The organism is Solirubrobacter pauli (assembly GCF_003633755.1).
GTDB lineage: Bacteria > Actinomycetota > Thermoleophilia > Solirubrobacterales > Solirubrobacteraceae > Solirubrobacter > Solirubrobacter pauli.
In genome coordinates this window covers 98,676-118,841 of the sequence record NZ_RBIL01000001.1, presented here as the reverse complement: position 1 = coordinate 118,841, position 20,166 = coordinate 98,676, and the positions used below count along the sequence as shown (strand labels likewise).

Below are 20,166 nucleotides of genomic sequence, written 5' to 3'. Positions count from 1 at the left end.
CGCCGCGTCAGCCGACGCCGCATCGCTAGCTTTCGCGTGCATGCACCTCCCGCCTTGCCCGCTGTGCGGCAACCCGGAATACGACCGCGAAGAAGAGCGCACCGACACCCGCTGGGGCTTCTCGACCCACATCAAGGTGCTGCTGATCTGCACCCAGTGCCGCTATGTCCTGACCTTCTACGACAAGAACAGCATCTTCGACTTCGACTGAGACGAGCGCGTCAGCGGGACAGCTGCTCCAGGCCGTGACGCACCGAGCGCGGCGCGACACCCCAGACGTGCGTCTCCGTGTGGTCGCGGTGACGGCTCATCTCGATGGTCACCGTGTCTTCGCGGTCGTTCTGCAGCACCAGCTCGTCGAGCGTGCGGTGGACGACGGCGTAGGACTCCCGGCGCAACAGCGGCACGACGTGGTCGGTGATGATCCGGCCCGCGTGGCGCGGGTCGGCCGGCGTCCTCCAGCGAGCGGAGAACATCTGGCGGCCCGGAAGCCACGGGCGAAGCCCCGGCCACGGCTTCACCCAGGGCGGTGGCGCCACCGCGCGGTGGCGCGGCCCGGCTGCGGTGGGGACCGCCGGTGGGCCCGGAGCCGGCTCCCAGCCGTCGCTCGGAGGCTCAGGGACCGGCGGCCGCCTCGAAGCGGGCAGATCCTCGATCAACGCCGCCAGCTCGCTCCGCGTCGCTGCCGAGTACGCGGCCGCGCTGCGCTCCTCCAGCTCCTCGAACCCGATCCGACCGCGCGTCGCCGCCTCCCGCAGCAGCTCGACGACCCGCTCGCGTTCCGTGTCCGACGCCCGCGTGCGGTCCATCACCGGTCGCCGGTCGTCACCAGGCGGAACCGGGTGACGAGGATCTCCGTGTCGTCGGTGAGCCCGGGGACGGCGCCCTCGGGAAGCGTCGGGATCACCTCGTCGTTCCAGAAGCGCTCGTGGTCGGCGCGCCACTGGGCGACGTCCTCGAAGTCCTCGCCTTCGTCGTGGGCGAGCCGCAGGTCGGCGTCGCCGAGCCGGATGACCTCGACCGCCGTCGTCTCGATCAGGCCGACCGGCCGCTCGTCCGAGTCGACGACCGTGAAGCGCTGCCCGACGCGGGGAATCGCTGCGCCTTCGAGCTCCCACTCGATCGCCAGCGCCGAGGTCGCGGTCTTCTTGCCGGACAGGACCGCCGCCACGAGCGTGTCGCGCAGCGGACCCGGGAAGCCGAACGCGATGACGTCCGGCCGGCTACTCGGGGGCGTAGGCCGTCCAGTCACTCTGCGGCGGTTCGGACGGATGCTCCTCGCGGACCTGGCCGCGTTGCAGCTCGAAGCCGAGCGTCGCGGCGAGGGTGGACAGCTCGTGCAGCCGTCGCCCGCCCTCGGTGACGTCCTCGAGCTCGACGGCGAAGACGACATCGGCGATGAAACGTCCCATCGCCGAAGCGTACCCTTCGCACGCCCGTGCACTTCGAACGCGTCGTCACCGAGCGGCTCACGCTCGAACCGATCGGCCGGACCGTGGCCGAGGCGATCGTCAACGGTGACGTCGCGCAGGTCGAGGCCGGCGACGGCTGGCCACACGACGACACGTGCGACGGGCTCCGGATGGCGCTTCGGCTCGGGCACGCGCCCGGTTGGCTGGTCGTCGTCGACGGCGTCGTGATCGGTGACTGCGGCGTGCACGGAGCACCGGACGCCGACGGTCGCGTCGAGCTCGGCTACGGCTTGTCGGCGGCGTATCGCGGCCGTGGATACGGCTCCGAGCTGGTGCGGGCGGCCGCGCAGGCGCTGCGACGGCAACCCGATGTGCGACAGGTGGTCGCGCGCGGCGTGCTGCGCGAGAACCGGCCGTCCCGGCGCGCGCTCGAACGAGCCGGCTTCCGGGTCACGCACGAAGACGCGCGCACGGTGTCCTACGCACTGGACTAGCGAGCGCCGTCGCGGCCAACTCGGTCCACGAGCGCGTACCGTGTTCGTCGCGATGGATCGCACGCGGGCGTCAGACACGGAACGTGAGCACGTGGTCCGCCTGCTGGGCGCGGCGGCCGCCGAGGGGCGTCTGACGGTCGAGGATCTGGAGCGTCGGTCCGGGGCCGCGTACGCCGCGACGACGCGCGGCGAGCTCGCGGCGCTCGTCGACGACCTCCCGATCGCGCCGATCCGGCCGGCGCCGCCTCCGGTCCATCCGCCGCCCGCGTACCCTGCGGCCCCGCCACTGCTGGGTTGCCGGCCGGCGATGGCGGGCGACCTGCCGTTCTCGATCCAGTGGCGCGGGCCCGCGAACCCGCGTCATGCCGGAGGGCAGGTGATGGAGCAGATCGTCCCGGTCTTCCACGAGGACGGGTACGAGATCGTCGAGCGCAGGCCGGACCGGCTCGTGTTGCGGCGGAAGGGATCGGACTTCGCCGAGCTGATGGTGCGGACCGGGATCGTCACGCCGACCACGGTCACGATCGCGATGGCCGATCGTGGCGACCACAGCCTCATCGAGGTCTACGGCGTGGCTCCGCAGCGGGTTCGGGCCGCGCTCGCCCGGCTCGCGACCTGATCGCGTACCGCCGCCAGAGGGTCCCGTACAGCGCGTGCACCGCGTCGACGCGCGCGAGCGCGTCGGGAGCGCAGCGGTTCCCGTAGGCCGCGAGCACCTCGGCGGCGAACGCCGAGCCGTGCCGCTCGCGGGCGTCCGCCAGCACGCCTGCGACGTCCCACTCGACCGGACCGACGCACACGTCCTCGAAGTCGTTCCAGCGCGGGCCGTCGGCGGTGGCCAGCAGGTTCGAGAAGGAGGCGTCGCCGTGCAACGGCCGTTGGCCGGGCGCGTCGTGCTGGCTGCGGATGAAGTCGGCGAGCCGGTCGCGTTCGGCGGCGAGGTCGGAGCCGTCGTCGCCCAGGGCGCGCAGGAGCCAGTCGATCTCCTCCAGCACCGCCGATCGCGGCGGCAGCGCTCGCGGGTACTGCGCCAGCGCGTCGTGCAGGTCGCGCAGCGCCCGCCCGGTCTCGGCCGCGGCCGGCGGGACCGCGCGCACGTCCACGTGCTCCCACAGCGACAGCCACAGGCCGTCGTGCTCGTATGGACCCGGGTCGGCCTCCTCCGTCGGCGCGATCACAGGCGCGCGACCGGCCAGGAACCTCCCGACGTCGAGCTCGCGCGCCAGCCACGCGCGCGGGTCGCGGTGCAGGACGACGGTGCCGGTCATGACGCGGGCGACGACCGGCGCCGGGCGCAGGTGCACGATGACGTTGCTGCCGGTCCCCACGGGGACGGCGTCGGTCACGCGCAGGCCTTGCGCGGCCGCGACCGCCGACGCGGCCTCCACCGCGCGGCTGACCGTCGAGGCGTGCACGGCACGCGATGGTGTCAGAGCAACGGCGTGGGCGCTGCGCGGATCGGGATCTCGAGGACGGTCGGGACGGCCTTGCCCGGCGCGTCCGTGACCGCTCGCCGGATCGCGCCGAGGTCGTCGAGCCGATGCGCTTCGCAGCCGAACCCCCGTGCGATCGAGACGATGCTCGGCGAACGCCTTCAGGATCGCGTAGTCCCCGTTGCGCATGACGACGACCAGCACGGGCAGCCCGGCTCGCGCCGCCGTCCACACTCGAGCACACGCCCGGTGTCCCCGGCCTGGACCTGCCCGGGCTGGACATGTCCGGCTCGGTGATCGGCCACGCCGCCTGCAGCTCGCGGTGGCTGGACGGGCTCTCTTCCACGAGCACCGCGTGCGGCGGCCGGACCTCGTCGATCGCGGCGAAGACCGGCGCCGGCGTCAGCCCGCCACGGCGTGAGCCATCCGGGGACCCGGCTCGACGCGAGCGGCGCGGCTGCGCCACCGGTGCGGTGCTCCGGCGGCGGGCGAGGCGCTCGACGAGCGCGTCGAGCGCGAGGGCGCCGGTCGCCGACCAGGCTGTCGCCGACCGGCGCCCTCGCCGTCTCCCCGGGTCGTCGGAGATGTGCAGCAGGCGCATCCCCGCGGGCACGTACGGGCCGGGCACGTACGGGTAGTACCGGAACACCGGCGCACCGACGACCAGGCCGAGGTCGTGCCCGCGGAGCTGCTCGGCGAGCGGGCCGATCGCGAACGGCAGCACGCCCGCGTAGAGTGGATGGTCCTCCGGGAACGGCGTGCGTTCGCAGGCCGGCGCCGTCCAGACGGGCGCCCGGAGCGCCTCCGCCAACGTGATCGCCGCCTCCCAGCCCTGTGAGCGCGCGACGCCGGCACCGAGGATCAGGACCGGCGCAGCCGCCTGCCCCACGGCGTCCGCGAACGCGCCGAGCCGCACGGGGTCCGGCGCGACACGGGTCGCGACCGTCCGCACGACGGCGCTCCCGCCGGCCGGCTCGTCCCAGTCGTCGAGCGGCAGGGAGAAGAACACCGGGCCGGCCGCCGGTTGCTGCGCGACGGCGATCGCACGCTCGATCGCCGCGGGGACGTCCTGCGGGCGCGTCGGCTCGTACGCCCACTTCACGCAGGGCCGTGGCGTCGACGTTGCTGAGGTACGGCTCGAGCAGGAGCATGTCGCGCCGCTGCTGCCCGGCGGTGACGATCAGCGGCGTCTTGTTCTGGAACGCCGTCGAGCCGGGGTTGCCGAAGATCGTCGTCATCCCGTGCGCGCGCAGCAGGTCGTACGTCCGCCTGCGCACGGTGTCCGTCCGCCGGCGCGCGGCGTGCTCGAGCGGCTGCGTCATCGAAGCCGACGGTAGGTCTGGACAGCGGGTGGCAGTCTCACCGGCAGCGAGAGACCGGCACGAATGGGCGCTGCTCGCGTCGTCCTCGCCGCGCGCGACCTTCTACATTGCCTGTCGGCTCTTGCGAGCCGCCGTATGCGCAGCGCTGACTGACATTCGCCCTGACTGACCGGCCGGGACCTCCCGGTCGCTCGCGAATGTCCGTCTTCGCTCTTCGCCGCGGCACGTCGTCGCGGCGTCCGCCCTCATCGAAAGGCCAACCCATGACCGGTGTCATGCACCCGCGCGTCCCCGCGACCGAGCGAGACCGCGACAGCGTGTCCGCGCTGCCCAACCCTCCGCCCACCGGGCGGCTGGAAGCCCTGCGCGCCTTCCTGGAAGCGCACGGCGCCCCGCCGTACCGCTTCCGCCAGATCAGCGACGCGCTCCACCAGGGCCGCGCCGCACGCTTCGAAGACGTCCACGCCCTTCCGGCCTCGCTGCGAGCGGCGCTCACCCAGCAGTTCGGGCCGTGGCTCGTGCCGCTCCGGCTCGTCGCCGTGCAACGCGCGGAGGCGATGGAGAAGGCCCTGTTCGAGACCGCGTCGGGCGCACGCTTCGAGAGCGTGCTGACACGCTACCGGCGCGGTTGGACGAGCCTGTGCGTGAGCTCTCAGGCCGGCTGTGGACTGGGCTGCACGTTCTGCGCGACCGGGGCGGTCGGGCTGCGCCGCAACCTCAGCGTCGACGAGATCCACGGGCAGGTCGTCCATCCCGTATGGCGTGGGCAGCGGCCCGACAGCGTCGCGTTCATGGGCATGGGGGAGGCGCTCGCCAACCCGCGGCTGCTCGACGCGCTGGCCCGGCTGCGTGAGACGGGGCTCTCCCCGCGTCGCGTCACCGTCTCGACCGTCGGACTCGCTCCCCGGCTACGAGCGCTCACGACGACCCAACCCCAGGTCACGGTGACGCTCTCGGTCCACTCGCCCTTCCCCGACCAGCGCGCGGAGCTCATCCCGCTCGAACGTCGCTACCCGCTGGCCGAGAACCTCGACGTGCTCGACCGCCATGTGGTCACGTCCCGCCGCAAGGCGTACCTCGCGTACCTGCTGATCGACGGGTCAACGACTCGCGGGCGCACGCCACCGAGCTCGCGCGGCTCGTCCACGCGCAGGCACGCCCGGAGCTGTTCCACGTGAGCGTGATCGCCTACAACCCGGCGACCGGCGCCGACCCGACGTATGCGCCGCCCCCGCCGAGGGCCGTCGACGCCTTCCTCGCCCACCTGCGGGCGAGCGGCGTCCACGCCACCCGCCGGCGGCAGGCGGGCGCGGAGGTCGACAGCGCGTGTGGTCAGCTCCACGCCCGCTACCTGAGCAACGGGCGTGACCAGGGCTGAACCTCCGTCGGCGCTTGCGAGCGGCTCGTCAGCGCTTGACGAGCCGCTTGCGCTCGGTGTTGCCTGCCGTGTCGACCGACCACACGCGCACCTTCGCCTGCGCGCCCACGCGCAGCGGCCGCTTGTAGACCTGCGGCCGGCGCTTGCCCACCTGGACGAGCGTGACCTTGATGCCGGAGGCGTCCTTGGCCTTCACGCGGAGCTTGCCGCGCTTGATGATCGCGGTCGTCCGCGGGGCCCGCGTGTCCGCCGCCCGCGAGGGAGCCGCGGAGCGGGTCTTGGCGCCGTCGGCGGCGATCGCGATCGGCGTCGCGCCGAGGTCGTACACGCGCGGCTTGCCCTCCTTGCCGTCGCCGGTGATCGGCGTGACGGTCACGGTGCCGGTGCCGGCGGCGCGCACCGTCAGCGGCTTGCGGGTGGTGGTGACGAAGCGCAGCGCGCCCGGCACGCGCACGACGTCGACGAGCCCGGCGAGCTCGGCGTCGTCGAGCGACATCGGACCCGTGGCCGCCGGCGTCTGGGACGGTGCGCGGCTGGCTTTGACGCCCTCGATGCCCTCGGAGATCGAGATCGACTTGTCGTCCTCGTCGCCCTCGAACTCGTACTCGCTGGTGTCCAGCGGGCAGGGGTCGTCGCGCAGCGTCTCGCCGTCGACGACCGGGTTCGCTCCGGTCGTGATGAACGGCGTGACCGCCTCCTGGATGTCCTCGTCCTCCATCTCGCCCATGTGGCTGACGTCGCAGAAGTTGTACGTCTTGACCTGGTCGCCCATCTGCCGGTCGCCGGCACGGAACGACTGCCGCTGGGAGACCAGCGGCACGGTGCCGTCGCCGTTGATCCACGAGAACTGCGGGTCGGTGTCGTCGGTGTAGGCGCGGACGTGACCCATCGTCGGCTTCTCGGAGCCCACGAAGATGCGCCAGTCGATCGCGCCCCCGTACGTCTTGAAGCCGTCGATGTGGTCCTTGTGGCCGGCGGCGACGGTCTTCGCCAACGCCTCGTTGCCGCCCGCCTGGCCGATCGCCCACGCCGCCTGCGTGGTGTTGCGCATCGGCGCCTCGTTGACCTCCAGCCAGGCGCTGCCCTTGCCGGGGATGTGGTCGAACCACGCCTGGCCCGGGAACAGGTAGTACATCCCGGTCAGGTTGCGGGTCCAGTGGAGGAAGTTGGCGTTGTCGACGATGTTGTCGGACATCTCCCAGGTCGGCGTCTCGTAGCCGTAGGCGACCGCGAACCAGGCCTTCGGCGCGCCCCAGTACGGGGAGCCGAAGTTGGCGACGCGGGCGATCTTCTGCGCGCGGTCCGGGTCGTCGACGTACCAGCGCGTGAGCAGGCCGCCGTAGGAGTGGCTGACGATCGCGACCTTCGTCGCCGCGTGGTCACGCCGGACCTTGTCGATGAACGCGTCGAGCCGCCTGAGCGTCTTGTCCGGGCCTTTGCGGAAGTCCCAGCCGAAGACGTAGGTGTGCGGGCCGCCGATCCGCTTGAGCCAGTCGACCGAGTCGGCGTGGATGTCCTTGCGGCAGGCGAGCACGCACTCGAGCGCGTTGCCGGTCGGCCGGATGCTCGTCGTGCACTCGGTGCTGACCTCCGGCCCGGTGCCCTGCGCGTTGAGCGCCATCGTGCGGAACTTCGGCCCCCAGCTGATCGCGCCCGGCCACAGGTTGGTCGTGCTGCCGCCCTCGTCGCAGACCAGCTCGGACGCGCCGAACCCGGGGAGCATGATGATCGGCGTGACACCGCACTCGTGCGGCTGCGTGGCCGCGAACGCGCAGCCGCCGCCACCACCGTCGCTGCCGAACACGAGGTCCTCGCCGACGCGCTGGATCGGATGCGGCGCGCCGGTGGACGGCTGGAACTCGAGCCCGTCGTGGGAGTACTGGATCGCCAGGTTGCGCTTGGTCGACGCGTCCGTGAGCAGCTGCTCGCGCGTGACCTTCGCGTAGATCGTCTTGTGCGCGGCGTCCATGTCGATGGCGCTGGCCACCGGCACGACCGCGTCCGCGGCGGAGGCGATCACCGACCAGTCGGTGCCCCCGTCACCCTGCGGGTTGCGGTGCAGGGTGGAGCCGGCGTGTGGCGTGCCGATCGTCACCGCGTCCTCGACGCGGAGCTTGGGCCGCTGTGCGAGCGCGCTGCGCAGGATCAGCCCGCCGCGCCCGAAGGCGACCACATCGATCGTCTTGTCGTCGTACTGGCCGACGACCCACGTGGCGAACTGGTCGCCGAGCTGCTCGATCGACGCGCCGCCCGAGGACGGCAGCGTCGCGGTGCAGCCGCTGGACCCGTTCACGCCGACGGTCCGCATCGTCCCGGCGAGCTGCACCTTGGCGCCCGCGACCGTGGTGTTGAACTTCTCGAACGCCGCCTGCATGGGGGAGAAGGTCGAGCAGGACAGCTCGTCGCCGCCGGTGAGGAACACGATCGGCTTGGCGAGGTCGTCCGTGCGGGCCTGCGCCGCCGCGGGCGCGAGCAGCGCCGCGGCGGACAGCGCGAGCATCAGTGCGCGCTTCATCTTCACTTGACCTTCCGGGTCGTGGGCTTGCCGCTGCGACCGTCGGCACGCAGGCCGCGGACGGTGACGGTCATACGGGTGGCGCGGACGCGGATCGCCCCGCGCGGCTTGCGGCCGGCGACGAGCTTCGAGGCGCCCGCGGCCGTGCGGTAGCTGATGTCCACGCGGTCCGCGCGGCTCTTCCAGGCGATGCGGACGAACTGGCCCTTGCGCTTGATCGTGACCTTCGGGCGGGCGGGCAGCCGGTCCGCCGAAGCGACGAACGACGCCACCTTGACGTTCTCGCGCGGCTTGCCGTCCTGCGTGATCTGGGCGACGACGTTGCGCACGCCGGCGCCGCCGGCGCCGGGCGTGAAGCGGAGCGTGTGCTTGCCCGCCCGCGCCGTGCCGAGGGCCTGCGCGGTGTGCAGGCCGCGCTCGACGAACGTGACGGTCTCACCCGGTTGCGGCGTGTACTCGTACCGCAGCTCGCGGCGGCCGACGACCTTCGCCTCGATCTCGGTCTCCGGGCGCGGGTCGGCGACGTCCAGGCCGGCGACCTCGACGGAGCCGGGCAGCGTCTCGACGTGCCAGTCGCCGGCGGCGGGGCTCGCGACCAGGACGGACACGGCACCGTGGTCCTCGTCGCTCATGATCATGTAGTCGCGGTTCTTGAAGCCCTGGCCGTCGGGCACGTCGGTGGACACGCGGCGCCCGTCCGGTCCGACGAGCGCGACCTTCGGGACGCCGCCGCGGCCCCGCACCCGCACGACCACGGCGGCCGCCTTGCGCCCGACGTGGAACCGGGTGCCGCCGACCTGCGCGGCCTTGGCGCGGTACGGGCCGATGTCGCAGCCCGCGAGCATCACGTCGACCTCCTTGGTGCGGAACGTGTAGCCCGCGCCGACGTTGATCTTGCCCAGCCACGTGTCGATGCCCGCGCAACCGGCGACGCCGATGTTCGAGACGACCGCGTTGGCGTTGAGGCAGCCCAGCGTCTTGTTGCAGACGGCCACGCCGCCCTCGACGTTGAAGTTCGGCGTGCCCGTCTGGACCCACCCGTCGACACGGCCGTCGAACGTCGCCGCCTTGCCGAAGTTGAACCCGGCGTGGAAGCCGAACCTGACCATCCCGGAGGACTCGTAGGAGAAGCTGGCGTCGGCCATCTGCGTGCCGAACACGCTCAGCGAGCCGCCCGCCTCGATCAGCCACGGCGTGCCGCCCGTGTACTGGAACCAGCCGTTGAGGCCGATCGCCTTGGCGCCGTTGTAGTCGGGGCCGAAGCCGATGCCGACCTCGCCCTTGACCTTCAGCGGCGGCGGGTTCACGCACACGCCCAGCGCGACGCGGTCGAGGAAGACGCCCGGCGCGAGCGGCACCGCGGTGCCCAGCCGGTCGACGAACGCGCCGGCGTGGCCGAACTGGCCGCCGGAGAGCCCGCCCCACATGCCGATGCGGGTCTTGGAGGCGGTCGGCAGGACGATCGCCAGCGAGCCGTCCCAGCGGTCCACCTGCGTGTCGACCGCGCACTGGATGAACGGCTGCCCCGCCTTGCCGCCGACGGTCGGCGCCTGGCAGCCGGCGACGAACGTGGCGCCGGCCTTCAGGTACGACAGGCACAGCTTCTCGACCACGAGCGGGCCGATGTACGCGTTGCCGACGTCGACCTTCAGCCCGTCGAGCTGGACCCCGTTCGCCGCGTCCATGCGGATCGCGACGTCACCGGTGACCGCGGTCGCGTTGGCGGCCGTGCCGGTCTTGAAGATGTCCGGCAGCGCGACGTTGAGCGCGAGCACCGCGGAGCCGCGGCCGAAGCGCAGGCTGGCCTTGCCGCCGACCTGCATCCCGAACAGCTTCTTGCCGGCGACCGGGAACGAGGCGACCTCCACCTCGGTGTCGCCCTTCGGGATCGTCAGGCTCAGGTCGCCCTTGTAGAGCTCGATCCCGGCGATCTCGAGCTTGACGCCCTTGACCGCGACCTTGGTCGCCGAGACCTCGATCTTCGGCCCGACGAGCGGCAGCCCGTTGACGGTGACCGGCTGGGTGGAGGTGTAGGTCTCGCCGTCGCCCTCCAGGCACGCGCCACGGGCCTCGACGAGCCCGAGCCGCACCACCTGCTCGCACGCGCGCACGGCGAACGTGCGCTTGGCGGGTGTCGGGTCCGCGTTGCCGGCCGCGTCCACCGCGCGCACCTCGAACGTGTGCGGGCCGCCCTTGAGCGCCGGGATCGGGCCGCACGTGCCCCAGGCCACGAGCTCGACGCCGGCCTTGGTGACCGGATCGACGCGGCACTCGAAGGCCGCGCCCGGCTCGCTCGCGTACGTGAAGACGGGCGAGCGCAGGTTCGTGGTCTCGCCCTCGGCCGGACCGCCGGTCAGGGTCGTCTCCGGCGCGTCCGCGTCGACCGTGAACGCGCGGCGGGCGGGGGAGCCGTCCTTGCGCGCGCCGACGACACCACGGACCTCGAACACGTAGCTGCCGCTGCTGAGCTTCGGCAGCGTGAACGGCGAGACGCACGGCGCCCATTCGGAGCGCACGCGGCACTCGAAGGTCGCGCCCTTGCTCTCGGAGCCGAAGCTGTAAGTCGGCGTCGGGTCGTTCGTCAGGCCTTCGGGGCCGGCGCTGATGAGCGTCTCGATGCCGGAGGTGTCGACGTCGAACGCCTTGGTCGCCGGCGTCGTGTCGGCGTTGCCGGCGGCGTCGATCGCGCGCACGCTGAAGGTGTGCGGGCCGTCGGCCACGCGCACCGTGTGGGGTGAGGCGCACGCCGCCCAGGCGCCGCCGTCGACCGCGCACTCGAACGTCGCGCCCGGCTCGGTGGAGGCGAACGTGAACGTCGGGCCGTCGCCGGACACGGTCGTGTCGGCGGCCAACGCGGTCCCCGCGAGCAGCACGAGCAGTGCGAGCAGGGTGATCGGGAGGATGAGGCGCTTCATCGCTTCGGGCTCCGTGCCGTGCCGGCCGGGCCGTGCGTGTTGTCGGCGCGCAGGCCGACGACGCGTACGCTCACCGAGCGGCGGTCGATCCCGGGGACGCGCAACGTGCGCCCGCGGGTGAGGAAGAAGAGGTCACGGCCGTCCGAGACCGAGACGCGGATGCCGTAGCGCTTGGACGAGCCGCTCCAGCGGATGAGGTTCTTCGCCACGCGCACCGCGCGCGGCTTGGCCGGCTTGGCGCGGCCCTTGGCCTTGAAGGTGGCGAGCGTGCGGCGCTCGCCGTTGCGCTCGACGACCGCCTCGATCCGGCGGACGCCGCCCCGGCCCGAGGCCGGGGTGAAGCGCATCAGGCCCTTCCCGGACACCGTGCCGAGCACGCGGTTGACGCCGCGGCCGCGCTCGATCAGCTTCACGGGCTGGTCGGCGCGGTAGCGGAGCACACCATGCGCGAGCGAGCCGCGCACCTTGGCCGGGGCGAGCAGCGGCGCGACCCTGACGTCGGCGATGCCGTCGCCGGTGACCGTGTAGCGCCCGCCCTTCGGCTTGCTGAGCGCGATGTAGGTCGTCTTCGTCGCGCGGTTGGTGAACGCGAGCGCGTCGGCGGCCCGCGTCACGTCGCCGGACGTGGTGATGAGGTCGCCGAGCTTGACGTCCGGCGCCGTGTGCGTCCCGCGCACGGCGACGAGCACGCCGCGCTCGGCGGGGATGTGCACGCTGCGGTCGCCGATGGCGGCCGCGCCCGCGGTCTTCTCGACGCGCCAGCGCCCGACGTCGCAGGTGCTGCCCATGAACTCCAGCGGGCCGCCCCACTTGAGGCCGGCGCCGATGCGCCCGAGGTTCTTCCCGCCGACGGCCAGCGAGCCGCAGACCGCGAGGCCGGTGGACGAGATCACGCCGTCGACCTGCGGGCAGATGTCGGAGAACGGGATCGGCGCGCCGATCGTCAGCGTGCCGCCGAAGCAGCCCGTGGCCTTGAGGTCGGCGTTGAACTTCGAGCCTTCGAAGAAGCCCTTCAGGGACGCGTCGACCTTCACGGCGGCGTCGAGGTCGCCGACGCCGACGTTGCCCTTGAGGTCGATGGCGAAGTTCACGCCGCCGCCGAAGTCGACGCCGCCGGCGGAGTTGACCGCGACGTACAGGTCGCGGAACTCCATCGGGGTGCCGAGGTTGAGCGTCGCGAGCGGCGCTTCGGCGCGGATCGTCCACGGATCGCCCGCGGTGAACTTCAGGCCGGCCTCGGGGATCGTCAGGCGCGGCTTGCCGTCGGCGCCGGGGAGCGCCGTCAGCGCGGCGCGGCCGGCGAGCACGAGCGGCGGGCCCGTGCACAGCGACACGGACAGCTTCTGGACCTTGACGCCGCCGCCCAGCGAGGCGCCGTCGCCGCTCGGCTTCCAGGTCGCCTCGGCGTGCGAGAGCGCGCCGTCGGCGAACCCGACGCCCACGTCCTCCAGGCGCAGGTTGCCCGGCACCGGGACGACGATCGCCGACGCGCCGCCCTCCCAGCGCAGGCCCGGTGTCTCCGTGTTGCACGTGCTCGACACCGGGCCGGTGCCCTTGTCGGTGAACGACACGAAAAGGTCGTGCAGCTCCAGCTTGCCGATGAAGGCCAGCGGGGCGGTGACCTTCGCCTCGTCCAGGTGCACCCCGGTCTCGTTGTCGGCGCTGAGCTTCAGGTGGCCGGTCAGGCCGTTGCCCTCGGCGTCGGTGAACACCTCCGGGAGCTCGATGTTCGCGTCCAGGACCGTGCGGCCGTTGTCGAGGTCGAGCGTGGCGAGGCCCTTGAGCGGGAAGCCGGCGACGTTGGAGTCGTCGGAGCCCGGGAGGTCGAGCGCTGCCTCGGAGTCGCCCTTCTCGTCCGTGCGCGTGTGGTTGGTGAGGTCGATCGTCGCGAGGCGGAACGTCGCGTCGGCCGGGACGGTGAAGTCCAGGTTGCCCTGGAAGAGCACGATCGTGCCGAGCTTGAGCTGCACGCCCGCGATGCGGATGCGGCGCGTCTCGGGCGTGATCCGCACCTCACGCTGCGGGTTGAGCGTGATGCCGTTGAGCTTGATCGCACCCGAGGTGACGAGCGCGCCCGTGCCGTCGTCGTGCAGGCACTTGGCGGCGATCTCGACCGCGCCGAGCGTCACGCCGGTCTGGCAGGCGACGACCGTGAACGTGCGCTGCGCGGGCGTCGGGTCGACGTTGCCGGCGGTGTCACGTGCGGCGACGGTGAGCGTGTGCTCGCCGGCGGCGAGGGCGGGCGTCCGGTAGCTGGACCCGCAGTCGACGGCGACGCCGTCGAGCGTGCACGCGTAGGACGCGCCGCCGGCGAACGCGAACAGCGGCTGCGCGTCCTCGGTCGTGCCCGTCGGGCCGGCCGTGATGGTGGTCTCCGGGTCGGCGACGCTGACCTGCACCATGCGCGTCCGCGTGGTCGTGTTGCCGGCGGCGTCGGTCGCGGTCACGTGGAGCGCGTGCGAGCCGTTCGGCAGGCTCGGGCTCCAGGGCGACTCGCACGGGGCGGCCGGCGTGTCGCCGACGGCGCAGGTGGTGACGGCGCCGTCTTCCGCGGTGAAGTTGACGCCGTCGACCGCGAGCGAGGGCGCGACCGTGTCCACGCGGAACGTGCGCGCGGCGCGCTCCTCGCCGACCACGACCTCGAAGCTGTGCGGGCCGTCGGCCAGCCGCTCGAGGGTCACGGGCGAGATGCAGGGCGTCGCGTCGGCGCCGTCGACCGCGCAGGTCGCACCGGCGCCTTCCCACGTGAACGTGGGGGTCGCGTCGTTGGTGGAGCCGCTCGGTCCGTCGAGCGGCAGGCTCGCGCCGTGCGCGGGCGCAGCGAGCGCCAGGGTGGCCAGGGTGGCCACGACCACGCGCTTCATCGGTTCCCTCCGGAGGTCAGGGTCACGGTGACCCGCTTGGTCTTGAACTTGACGACCGCGGTGCCGCGCTTGGCGACGCGGACCTTCACGGCGCCGTTGCGGATGGCGGCCTTGCCGACCCGCTTGCCACCGACGGCGACGGTGAGCGTGCCCTTGCACCGCTTCGCGCAGCGCACGCGCAGCTTCGCCACACCTCGCCTGACCTGGACGCTCAGCCCGGCGTCGAGGAAGCGCGGCTGGTTGCGCGAGGCCCTGAAGGTGATCGGGCGGCGTGTCGTGGCGCCGCGGCGCGGCTCCAGCCGGACGATCGCCGCCATCTTGCCCTCGCGCTCGATCACCCAGCGCGCGGCGTCCGGCAGCGTGACGGCGACCAGCTTGGTCTGGCCGGGCGCGACCGAGTAACGCGTCGACGCGATCGGGATCGTCGCGGCCGCACTCGCACGCCCGCTCTCGCGGTCGATCGCCAGCTGGCCCTCGCACGCGCTGGGCGCGCCGGCCGGGCAGGTGACGCCCAGCGAGGCGACGCCGCTCGGGCTGACCGCGAACGTGGACGTGCCCATGCCGACCGGCGGCGCGGGCGCGGACGCCAGCGTCGCGGTGAACACCGTGTCGGGCGCGACCGTGTCGATCGTGAACGTCCGCGTGGCGGGCGTGTCGTCGACGTTGCCGGCCCGGTCACGGGCGCGGACGGCGAACCGGTACGTGCCGTCGGCGAGGTCGGCGTATTTCGCCGGTGACGCGCACGGTGCCCAGTCGCCTGAGTCGAGGCGGCACTCGAAGGTCGCCTCGGCGTCGTCGGACGCGAGCACGAAGACCGGGGAGCGATCGCTCGTGAGCGCCTTCGGGCCGGACACGATCGTCGTCGACGGAGCGGCCGTGTCGACCGTGAACGTCCGCTCGGCGGGGTCCGGGTCGACCAGGGCGCCGTCGAGCGCGCGCACCTGGAAGCGGTGCTCGCCGTCGATCACCGTGCGGGTGCGGTGCGGGGTGGTGCACGCGTACCAGGTGCCACCGTCGAGGCGGCACTCGAAGCGGCCGCCGGGCACGGAGCCGATGAAGGTGAACGTCGGCGCGGACACGTTGACGAGGCCGGTCGGGCCGGTCTCGACGCGGGTGTCCGGCAGCTCGCCGTCGGTGTCGTCGTTGCGCAGCGTCGCGTGGGCGGCGCGCGCCGGGCCGGTGACGTGCTCGAGCTGGTCGAGCGCGAGCTCGAACCGCTCGTCGGCTTCCCGCTGGGTGTCGCCGAACACCGGGACGCGCACCTCCTTCACCGTCTCGCCCGGGGCGAACGCGAGGCGCTGCTCGACCGCCGTGAAGTCGGCCGGGGCGACGGCCGTGCCGTCGACGGTCCTGGCGCGGACGTTCACGGTCCAGCCCGACTCGGCGCTCAGGCGCACGGTGAAGACCGCGTCGGTGAATCCGAGGTCGCCCTCGTCCATGTCGACGTCGGTCACCGACAGGGCCGGCGGGGCGTCGTCGTCGGTGATCGTCACGGTCGCGGCCGGGCCGGCGGTCGCATTGCTCACCGTCGTCAGCGCGAGCGTGAACGTCTCGTCGGGCTCATCGGTGCTGTCCTGCGTGGTGGCGACGGCGAACGTCGCGGTCAGCTGGCCGGCCGGGACCGTGACCTCGCGGTCCACCGCGGTGTAGTCGGCGGCCGTCGCGGTGCCGTGGTGAGAGACCACGCGCACGACCGCGTCCTCCTCGGAGACCTTGTTGAGCGTCAGCGTCGCGGTGGCCGAGGCGCCCTCGGCGATCGTCAGGTCGGCCACGGTGGCCTTCGGCGGCTGCGGCAGCGGACCCCACGCGGGCTCCTGGTCGTTCTCGGCCGTGACGCGGGTCACGCCGGTGCCGTCCTCGAACGCCTTGTACAAGCCGCCGGCGTCACTCTGGTAGACGAACGCGGTGCCGTCGGGCGAGTAGGACGCGCGACGCGCACCGCGGGCGTCCGTGGTCAGCTGCCGGCGCGGTCCGCCGATCCTCGGCTCGGTCACGAAGATCTGCGCCGTGTAGTTGCTCGCCGTGTCCGTGTAGAGGAGGTGCTGGCCGTCGGGGCTCCACGCGGGGTAGCGGCCGGGCGTGCGCAGGTCGGTCTCGTTGGTGCCGTCGGCGTCGACGATCCGGAGGTCCGGGGTGCTGCGGCCGACCGAGGTGAACGCGATCCGCGTGCCGTCGGGGGACCAGGCGGCGTCCTGGTTGCGCCCGCCGGTCATGGCGACCATCTGCTCGCCGCCGGAGCCGTCCGCGTTGGCGGTCCACAGGTTCCAGCTGCCGAGCTCGTCGACGCGCGAGAACGCGACCTTCGTGCCGTCCGGGCTCATCGCCGGGTACCACTCGCGGGCGCCGGTCGTGGTCACGCGGCGCACGCCCTTGCCGCTCGGCGTGGCCGTGTAGACGTCGTTGTCGACGAGGTACGCGATGCGCGTGCCGTCGGCGGAGACGGACACCTCGGCGCCGTCGACGAGCGCGGTCGGCTCGCTGCCGTCCGCGTTCGCACGCCAGACCTGGCCTCCGCGCTGGAAGAACACCCGGCCCTCGGTGGAGGGCTCGGCGCTCGTGCCCCAGTCCATCGCCTGCGAGACCGGCGAGTCGGGCGAGTAGGTGCGCCGCAGGACGGTCGTGCCGGAGCCGTCGACGTTGGCGACCACGGTGTCGGTGCCCGGCTTCGCCTCACCCGTCCGGCTGCCGGAGGCGCCCCAGGCGACCTGGGTGCCGGACGGCGACCAGGTCGCGCCCCGGAACGTCTCGGCGTTGGCCGTGGCCAGCACCCGCTCGGGGACGCCTCCGGCCTCGACCGGCATCACCATGAGGCGGCTGGTGCCCATCGCCGTCTCGGGGTCGTAGACGTGCTGGCGGAAGACGATCGACTTGCCGTCCGGCGAGAAGTCGGGCGCGTAGCCGGCGATGTTCGGGTTGCTCGCGTCCTGCGGACGCAGCGGGCTGAAGACGCCGGTGTCGACGTCGACCAGCGACATCCGGTCCGAGCCGCTCGTCCACGCGACGGCCAGCTCGTGCCCGTCCGGGTTCCACGAGAGCCGCGAGGCGTACCCGCCGCCCGGGAACGGGATCGTCGACTCCTCGTTGCTGACCGTGCGGACGACGATCTCGTACCCGCCGGCCGTGGCGCGCGTGAACGCGTACGCCCGGCCGTCGGGTCGCCACACCGGCGAGTCGGTGTACGGGTTGTCGCCGACCGGCCGGTAGAGGGTCTCGGGCTCACCGCCGCCGATCGGGACCCGGGCGATGCGGAAGTCCGAGGTGACGTAGAGGACGGTCTTGCCGTCGGGCGAGACGTCCGGGGTCGCGTACTTGAAGACGCCGGTCTCGAGGACGGGGAACGGCGCGGCGTTCGGCGTCGGAGGGAGCGATACGAGCTGCCCGCCATCCGTGGCGTAGAGCAATGGACCAGGCCGCGCAGCACCATGCGCGACGGCCGGGATCAAGCCCGCCAGGACGAGCCCGGCGGCGAGTGTGCGAAGGAGCGTGGCCATGTCTGCGGCCAACGTCGCTCACCCGCCACACCCCGACAATGGAGGGCCACCCCAGAAATAGGCCGCACGTACCCATTAGGGTGCGGCTACCTCCACCGGGGCCACGTCAGGGGGTGTGGGAAACCGTCCACGGCGAGACCGAACCTCAGCCTCGAGTCGAGGGTGAGGGGGTGAGCTCGGCACATCGGTTGTAACGCATTCGCGGACGCCGCGACTAGGCCTCCGACAACGAACTCCATCCCCAGGAGGCTCCTCAAGATGAAGGTCCAGCTGCGCGCCGCGGCTCCGCTCGCGGTCGGCTTCGCCATGCTGTTCACCGGGTCCGCCATGGCGGACGTGGGCGGTGCCGTGTACACCCAGACCAACGCGCCGACCGGCAACGCCGTGCACCGGTTCGACCGCGGGCCGGACGGCGCGTTGACGCCGGTCGCCACGTACCGGACCGGTGGCGTCGGCACGGGCGTCACGCTCCAGTCCCAGGGCGCCGTGGCGCTGTCCGACGACGGGCGGCTGCTGATCGCGGTCGACGCCGGCTCCAACGACATCGCGGCGTTCCGGATCGGCCGGCGCGGGCACCTGACGCTCGTCGACCGCCAGCCCTCGGGCGGCACCACGCCCGTCTCCGTCGACATCGCCGACGGCCACGCCTACGTCCTCAACCGTGACGGCGTGGCCAACGTCACCGGCTTCGACCTCGACGGCTCCGGCCGCCTGCGCCCCCGCACGACCGTGCCGCTGACCGCCGGCGCGGCCGGCGCCGCGCAGGTCTCAGTCGCTCCCGACGGGCGCGACCTGGTCGTGACCGAGCGCGGCTCGAACCGCCTCGAGACGCTGCCGCTGCGGTTCGGCCGGATCGGCGCGCCGGTCGTGACCGCGTCCGGCGGCGAGGTGCCGTTCGGGTTCGCGTTCTCGCCGCGCGGTGACGTGGTCGTGTCCGAGGCGGGCACGAGCACGGTCTCCTCGTACCGGCTCGCGGGCACCGGAGCGCTGCGCCCGATCACGTCCGCGCTGCCGGTCGGCCAGGGCGCCGCGTGCTGGGTCGTCGTCACCGGCGACGGGCGCTTCGCCTACACCGGCAACGCGACCGGCAGCCTCTCCGGCTTCGCGCTCGCCCGCGACGGCAGCCTGACCGCGCTCACCCCCGGAGGCCTCACGGCCACGGCGCCGCGCCCGAACGACCTCGCGGTCGCGGGCGGCTACCTGTACGCCATCAACCCCGCCGCCGGCGAGATCACCGCGTACCGCGTCCGCGACGACGGCGGCCTGGACGCGCTGCCGGGCGTCGCCAACCTCGGCGCCGGCCAGCTGGCCGGGCTCGCGGCCCGCTGACCATGACCACCGAGGCGGCCACGGCACGCTGTGCCGTGGCCGCCTGGCGGCGGCCCGTGACGCGGTGTAGCGTCGCGCGTACGGTGGCCACGCCGGTTTCAGCCGATCCTGACGCCGAGCTCCTCGCGCGCCTGCGCCGCGGCGACGAGCACGCCTTCCGCGCGCTGGTCGAGCGCTACAGCGCGACGATGCTGCACGTCGCGCGCCTGCACGTGCGCGACCGCCAGGCCGCCGAGGAGGTCGTGCAGGAGACGTGGCTGGCCGTCATCCGGGGCCTGGAGCGGTTCGAAGGCCGCTCGACGCTCAAGACCTGGCTGTTCCGCATCCTCACCAACCGCGCCAAGACCCGCGGGGTGGCGGAGGCCCGCAGCGTGCCGTTCTCCGCCGTGGCGGCCCGCGACGCCGCGGGCGACGAGCCCGCGGTCGACCCCGGACGCTTCCAGGGTGCCGGCGACCCCTATCCCCACCACTGGGCCGCGCCACCCGCCCCGTGGGAGACGTTGCCCGAGGAGCGGCTGCTCTCCCAGGAGACCCTCGCGCACATCGCCGACGCGATCGAGCGGCTCCCGACCGCCCAGCGGGCCGTCATCCGGCTGCGTGACGTCGAGGGCTGGGACGCCGACGAGGTGTGCGAGCTCCTCGGCGTCTCGATGGGCAACCAGCGCGTCCTCCTGCACCGCGCGCGCTCGAAGGTCCGCCAGGCGCTCGAGCGCTACCTTGGCGGGGAGGTGATGGCCGCATGAGCATGTTCCGGAGGACGCCGCGAGACATCGCCTGCCAGGAGCTCGTCGAACGCGTCACCGACTACCTCGAAGGTGCGCTCCCCGCTTCCGAGCAGCGCGTCGTCGACCACCACCTGGCCCGGTGCGACGGCTGCGCCGCCTACGTCGAGCAGATGCGAGCGACGCGGCGGCTGACGGGCGCGCTGCGCGCCGAGGACGTCCCAGCGGAGGGCGTCGACGTCCTGCTCGCGGCCTTCCGCGCACAACGGGCGAACGACGCGTAACCCGGCG

At 73.1% G+C, this 20,166-nt stretch carries 16 protein-coding genes and 1 pseudogene; 8 read left to right on the top strand and 9 right to left on the bottom strand.

Annotated elements, in window-relative coordinates:
• Positions 1-40: 40 nt before the first annotated feature.
• Positions 41-211, top strand: a complete 171-nt coding sequence (locus C8N24_RS33540) for a hypothetical protein (RefSeq protein ID WP_170178750.1) — start codon at positions 41-43, stop codon at positions 209-211.
• 10 nt (positions 212-221) lie between these two features.
• Here C8N24_RS33540 and C8N24_RS00575 read toward each other — a convergent pair whose 3' ends face one another.
• The 3 genes from C8N24_RS00575 to C8N24_RS34525 are packed head-to-tail and all read right to left on the bottom strand — an operon-like array spanning position 222 to position 1,412.
• Positions 222-809, bottom strand: coding sequence for a DUF1707 SHOCT-like domain-containing protein (locus C8N24_RS00575; RefSeq protein WP_121246767.1), 588 nt, complete (start codon positions 807-809; stop codon positions 222-224).
• A complete protein-coding gene (locus C8N24_RS00570; protein WP_211339796.1) occupies positions 809-1,252 on the bottom strand; it encodes an ASCH domain-containing protein in 444 nt (147 codons plus the stop codon). Before C8N24_RS00570 ends, C8N24_RS00575 begins: the two co-directional genes overlap by 1 nt.
• Positions 1,224-1,412 (bottom strand): hypothetical protein, encoded by a 189-nt coding sequence (locus tag C8N24_RS34525; RefSeq protein WP_211339795.1) that lies wholly within the window; start codon positions 1,410-1,412, stop codon positions 1,224-1,226. The genes C8N24_RS00570 and C8N24_RS34525 overlap by 29 nt, the downstream gene beginning before the upstream one ends.
• A 26-nt stretch (positions 1,413-1,438) precedes the next feature.
• Here C8N24_RS34525 and C8N24_RS00565 point away from each other — a divergent pair, with 26 nt between their 5' ends.
• Both C8N24_RS00565 and C8N24_RS00560 read left to right on the top strand, forming a co-directional pair.
• Positions 1,439-1,906 carry a GNAT family N-acetyltransferase gene (locus tag C8N24_RS00565; RefSeq protein ID WP_121246763.1) on the top strand — a complete coding sequence of 156 codons (468 nt, stop codon included), beginning with the start codon at positions 1,439-1,441 and terminating at the stop codon, positions 1,904-1,906.
• Between the two features lie 52 nt (positions 1,907-1,958).
• Complete coding sequence (locus C8N24_RS00560; protein ID WP_121252845.1) at positions 1,959-2,525, top strand: DUF1707 SHOCT-like domain-containing protein; 567 nt, start codon at positions 1,959-1,961, stop codon at positions 2,523-2,525.
• On the opposite strand, the gene C8N24_RS00555 is transcribed toward C8N24_RS00560, so the two are convergent.
• Both C8N24_RS00555 and C8N24_RS35525 read right to left on the bottom strand, forming a co-directional pair.
• A complete protein-coding gene (locus C8N24_RS00555; RefSeq protein ID WP_121246761.1) occupies positions 2,461-3,321 on the bottom strand; it encodes a phosphotransferase in 861 nt (286 codons plus the stop codon). The genes C8N24_RS00560 and C8N24_RS00555 overlap by 65 nt on opposite strands.
• A gap of 631 nt (positions 3,322-3,952) precedes the next feature.
• Positions 3,953-4,228 (bottom strand): annotated as a pseudogene (locus tag C8N24_RS35525) (benzoylformate decarboxylase); the annotation flags it as partial.
• A 696-nt stretch (positions 4,229-4,924) separates the two neighbouring features.
• Here C8N24_RS35525 and C8N24_RS00545 point away from each other — a divergent pair.
• Both C8N24_RS00545 and C8N24_RS34515 read left to right on the top strand, forming a co-directional pair.
• A complete protein-coding gene (locus C8N24_RS00545; RefSeq protein ID WP_211339794.1) occupies positions 4,925-5,839 on the top strand; it encodes a radical SAM protein in 915 nt (304 codons plus the stop codon).
• Positions 5,836-6,039 carry a hypothetical protein gene (locus tag C8N24_RS34515; protein ID WP_211339793.1) on the top strand — a complete coding sequence of 68 codons (204 nt, stop codon included), beginning with the start codon at positions 5,836-5,838 and terminating at the stop codon, positions 6,037-6,039. Before C8N24_RS00545 ends, C8N24_RS34515 begins: the two co-directional genes overlap by 4 nt.
• A gap of 28 nt (positions 6,040-6,067) precedes the next feature.
• Here the strand turns inward: C8N24_RS34515 and C8N24_RS00540 are convergent, their stop codons facing one another.
• From C8N24_RS00540 to C8N24_RS00525, 4 genes are read right to left on the bottom strand one after another with little or no spacing between them, the layout of a single operon-like run.
• Positions 6,068-8,554 carry an esterase/lipase family protein gene (locus C8N24_RS00540; protein WP_121246759.1) on the bottom strand — a complete coding sequence of 829 codons (2,487 nt, stop codon included), beginning with the start codon at positions 8,552-8,554 and terminating at the stop codon, positions 6,068-6,070.
• A 2-nt stretch (positions 8,555-8,556) separates the two neighbouring features.
• Positions 8,557-11,469, bottom strand: coding sequence for a hypothetical protein (locus C8N24_RS00535; protein WP_121246757.1), 2,913 nt, complete (start codon positions 11,467-11,469; stop codon positions 8,557-8,559).
• Positions 11,466-14,333: a translocation/assembly module TamB domain-containing protein gene (locus C8N24_RS00530; RefSeq protein ID WP_121246755.1), complete on the bottom strand. Its 2,868-nt coding sequence runs from the start codon at positions 14,331-14,333 to the stop codon at positions 11,466-11,468. Before C8N24_RS00530 ends, C8N24_RS00535 begins: the two co-directional genes overlap by 4 nt.
• Positions 14,330-17,824, bottom strand: a complete 3,495-nt coding sequence (locus C8N24_RS00525; protein ID WP_121246753.1) for a Calx-beta domain-containing protein — start codon at positions 17,822-17,824, stop codon at positions 14,330-14,332. The genes C8N24_RS00530 and C8N24_RS00525 overlap by 4 nt, the downstream gene beginning before the upstream one ends.
• A gap of 258 nt (positions 17,825-18,082) precedes the next feature.
• Between C8N24_RS00525 and C8N24_RS00520 the strand changes: the two genes are divergently transcribed.
• The 3 genes from C8N24_RS00520 to C8N24_RS00510 all read left to right on the top strand — a co-directional run bounded on the left by C8N24_RS00520 (position 18,083) and on the right by C8N24_RS00510 (position 20,159).
• Positions 18,083-19,153: a lactonase family protein gene (locus C8N24_RS00520; RefSeq protein ID WP_121246751.1), complete on the top strand. Its 1,071-nt coding sequence runs from the start codon at positions 18,083-18,085 to the stop codon at positions 19,151-19,153.
• 83 nt (positions 19,154-19,236) lie between these two features.
• Positions 19,237-19,896 carry an RNA polymerase sigma factor gene (locus C8N24_RS00515; protein ID WP_211339792.1) on the top strand — a complete coding sequence of 220 codons (660 nt, stop codon included), beginning with the start codon at positions 19,237-19,239 and terminating at the stop codon, positions 19,894-19,896.
• On the top strand, positions 19,893-20,159 hold the full coding sequence (locus C8N24_RS00510; RefSeq protein ID WP_211339791.1) for an anti-sigma factor family protein: 267 nt from the start codon (positions 19,893-19,895) through the stop codon (positions 20,157-20,159). Before C8N24_RS00515 ends, C8N24_RS00510 begins: the two co-directional genes overlap by 4 nt.
• Positions 20,160-20,166: the final 7 nt, after the last annotated feature.

Coding starts and splice junctions, on each gene's coding strand:
- C8N24_RS00560 (WP_121252845.1), top strand. CDS start 1,959: ATGGATCGCACGCGGGCGTCAGACACGGAACGTGAGCACGTGGTCCGC.
- C8N24_RS00545 (WP_211339794.1), top strand. CDS start 4,925: ATGACCGGTGTCATGCACCCGCGCGTCCCCGCGACCGAGCGAGACCGC.
- C8N24_RS00525 (WP_121246753.1), bottom strand. CDS start 17,824: ATGGCCACGCTCCTTCGCACACTCGCCGCCGGGCTCGTCCTGGCGGGC.
- C8N24_RS00540 (WP_121246759.1), bottom strand. CDS start 8,554: ATGAAGCGCGCACTGATGCTCGCGCTGTCCGCCGCGGCGCTGCTCGCG.
- C8N24_RS00535 (WP_121246757.1), bottom strand. CDS start 11,469: ATGAAGCGCCTCATCCTCCCGATCACCCTGCTCGCACTGCTCGTGCTG.
- C8N24_RS34525 (WP_211339795.1), bottom strand. CDS start 1,412: ATGGGACGTTTCATCGCCGATGTCGTCTTCGCCGTCGAGCTCGAGGAC.
- C8N24_RS00575 (WP_121246767.1), bottom strand. CDS start 809: ATGGACCGCACGCGGGCGTCGGACACGGAACGCGAGCGGGTCGTCGAG.
- C8N24_RS00520 (WP_121246751.1), top strand. CDS start 18,083: ATGAAGGTCCAGCTGCGCGCCGCGGCTCCGCTCGCGGTCGGCTTCGCC.
- C8N24_RS33540 (WP_170178750.1), top strand. CDS start 41: ATGCACCTCCCGCCTTGCCCGCTGTGCGGCAACCCGGAATACGACCGC.
- C8N24_RS00530 (WP_121246755.1), bottom strand. CDS start 14,333: ATGAAGCGCGTGGTCGTGGCCACCCTGGCCACCCTGGCGCTCGCTGCG.
- C8N24_RS00510 (WP_211339791.1), top strand. CDS start 19,893: ATGAGCATGTTCCGGAGGACGCCGCGAGACATCGCCTGCCAGGAGCTC.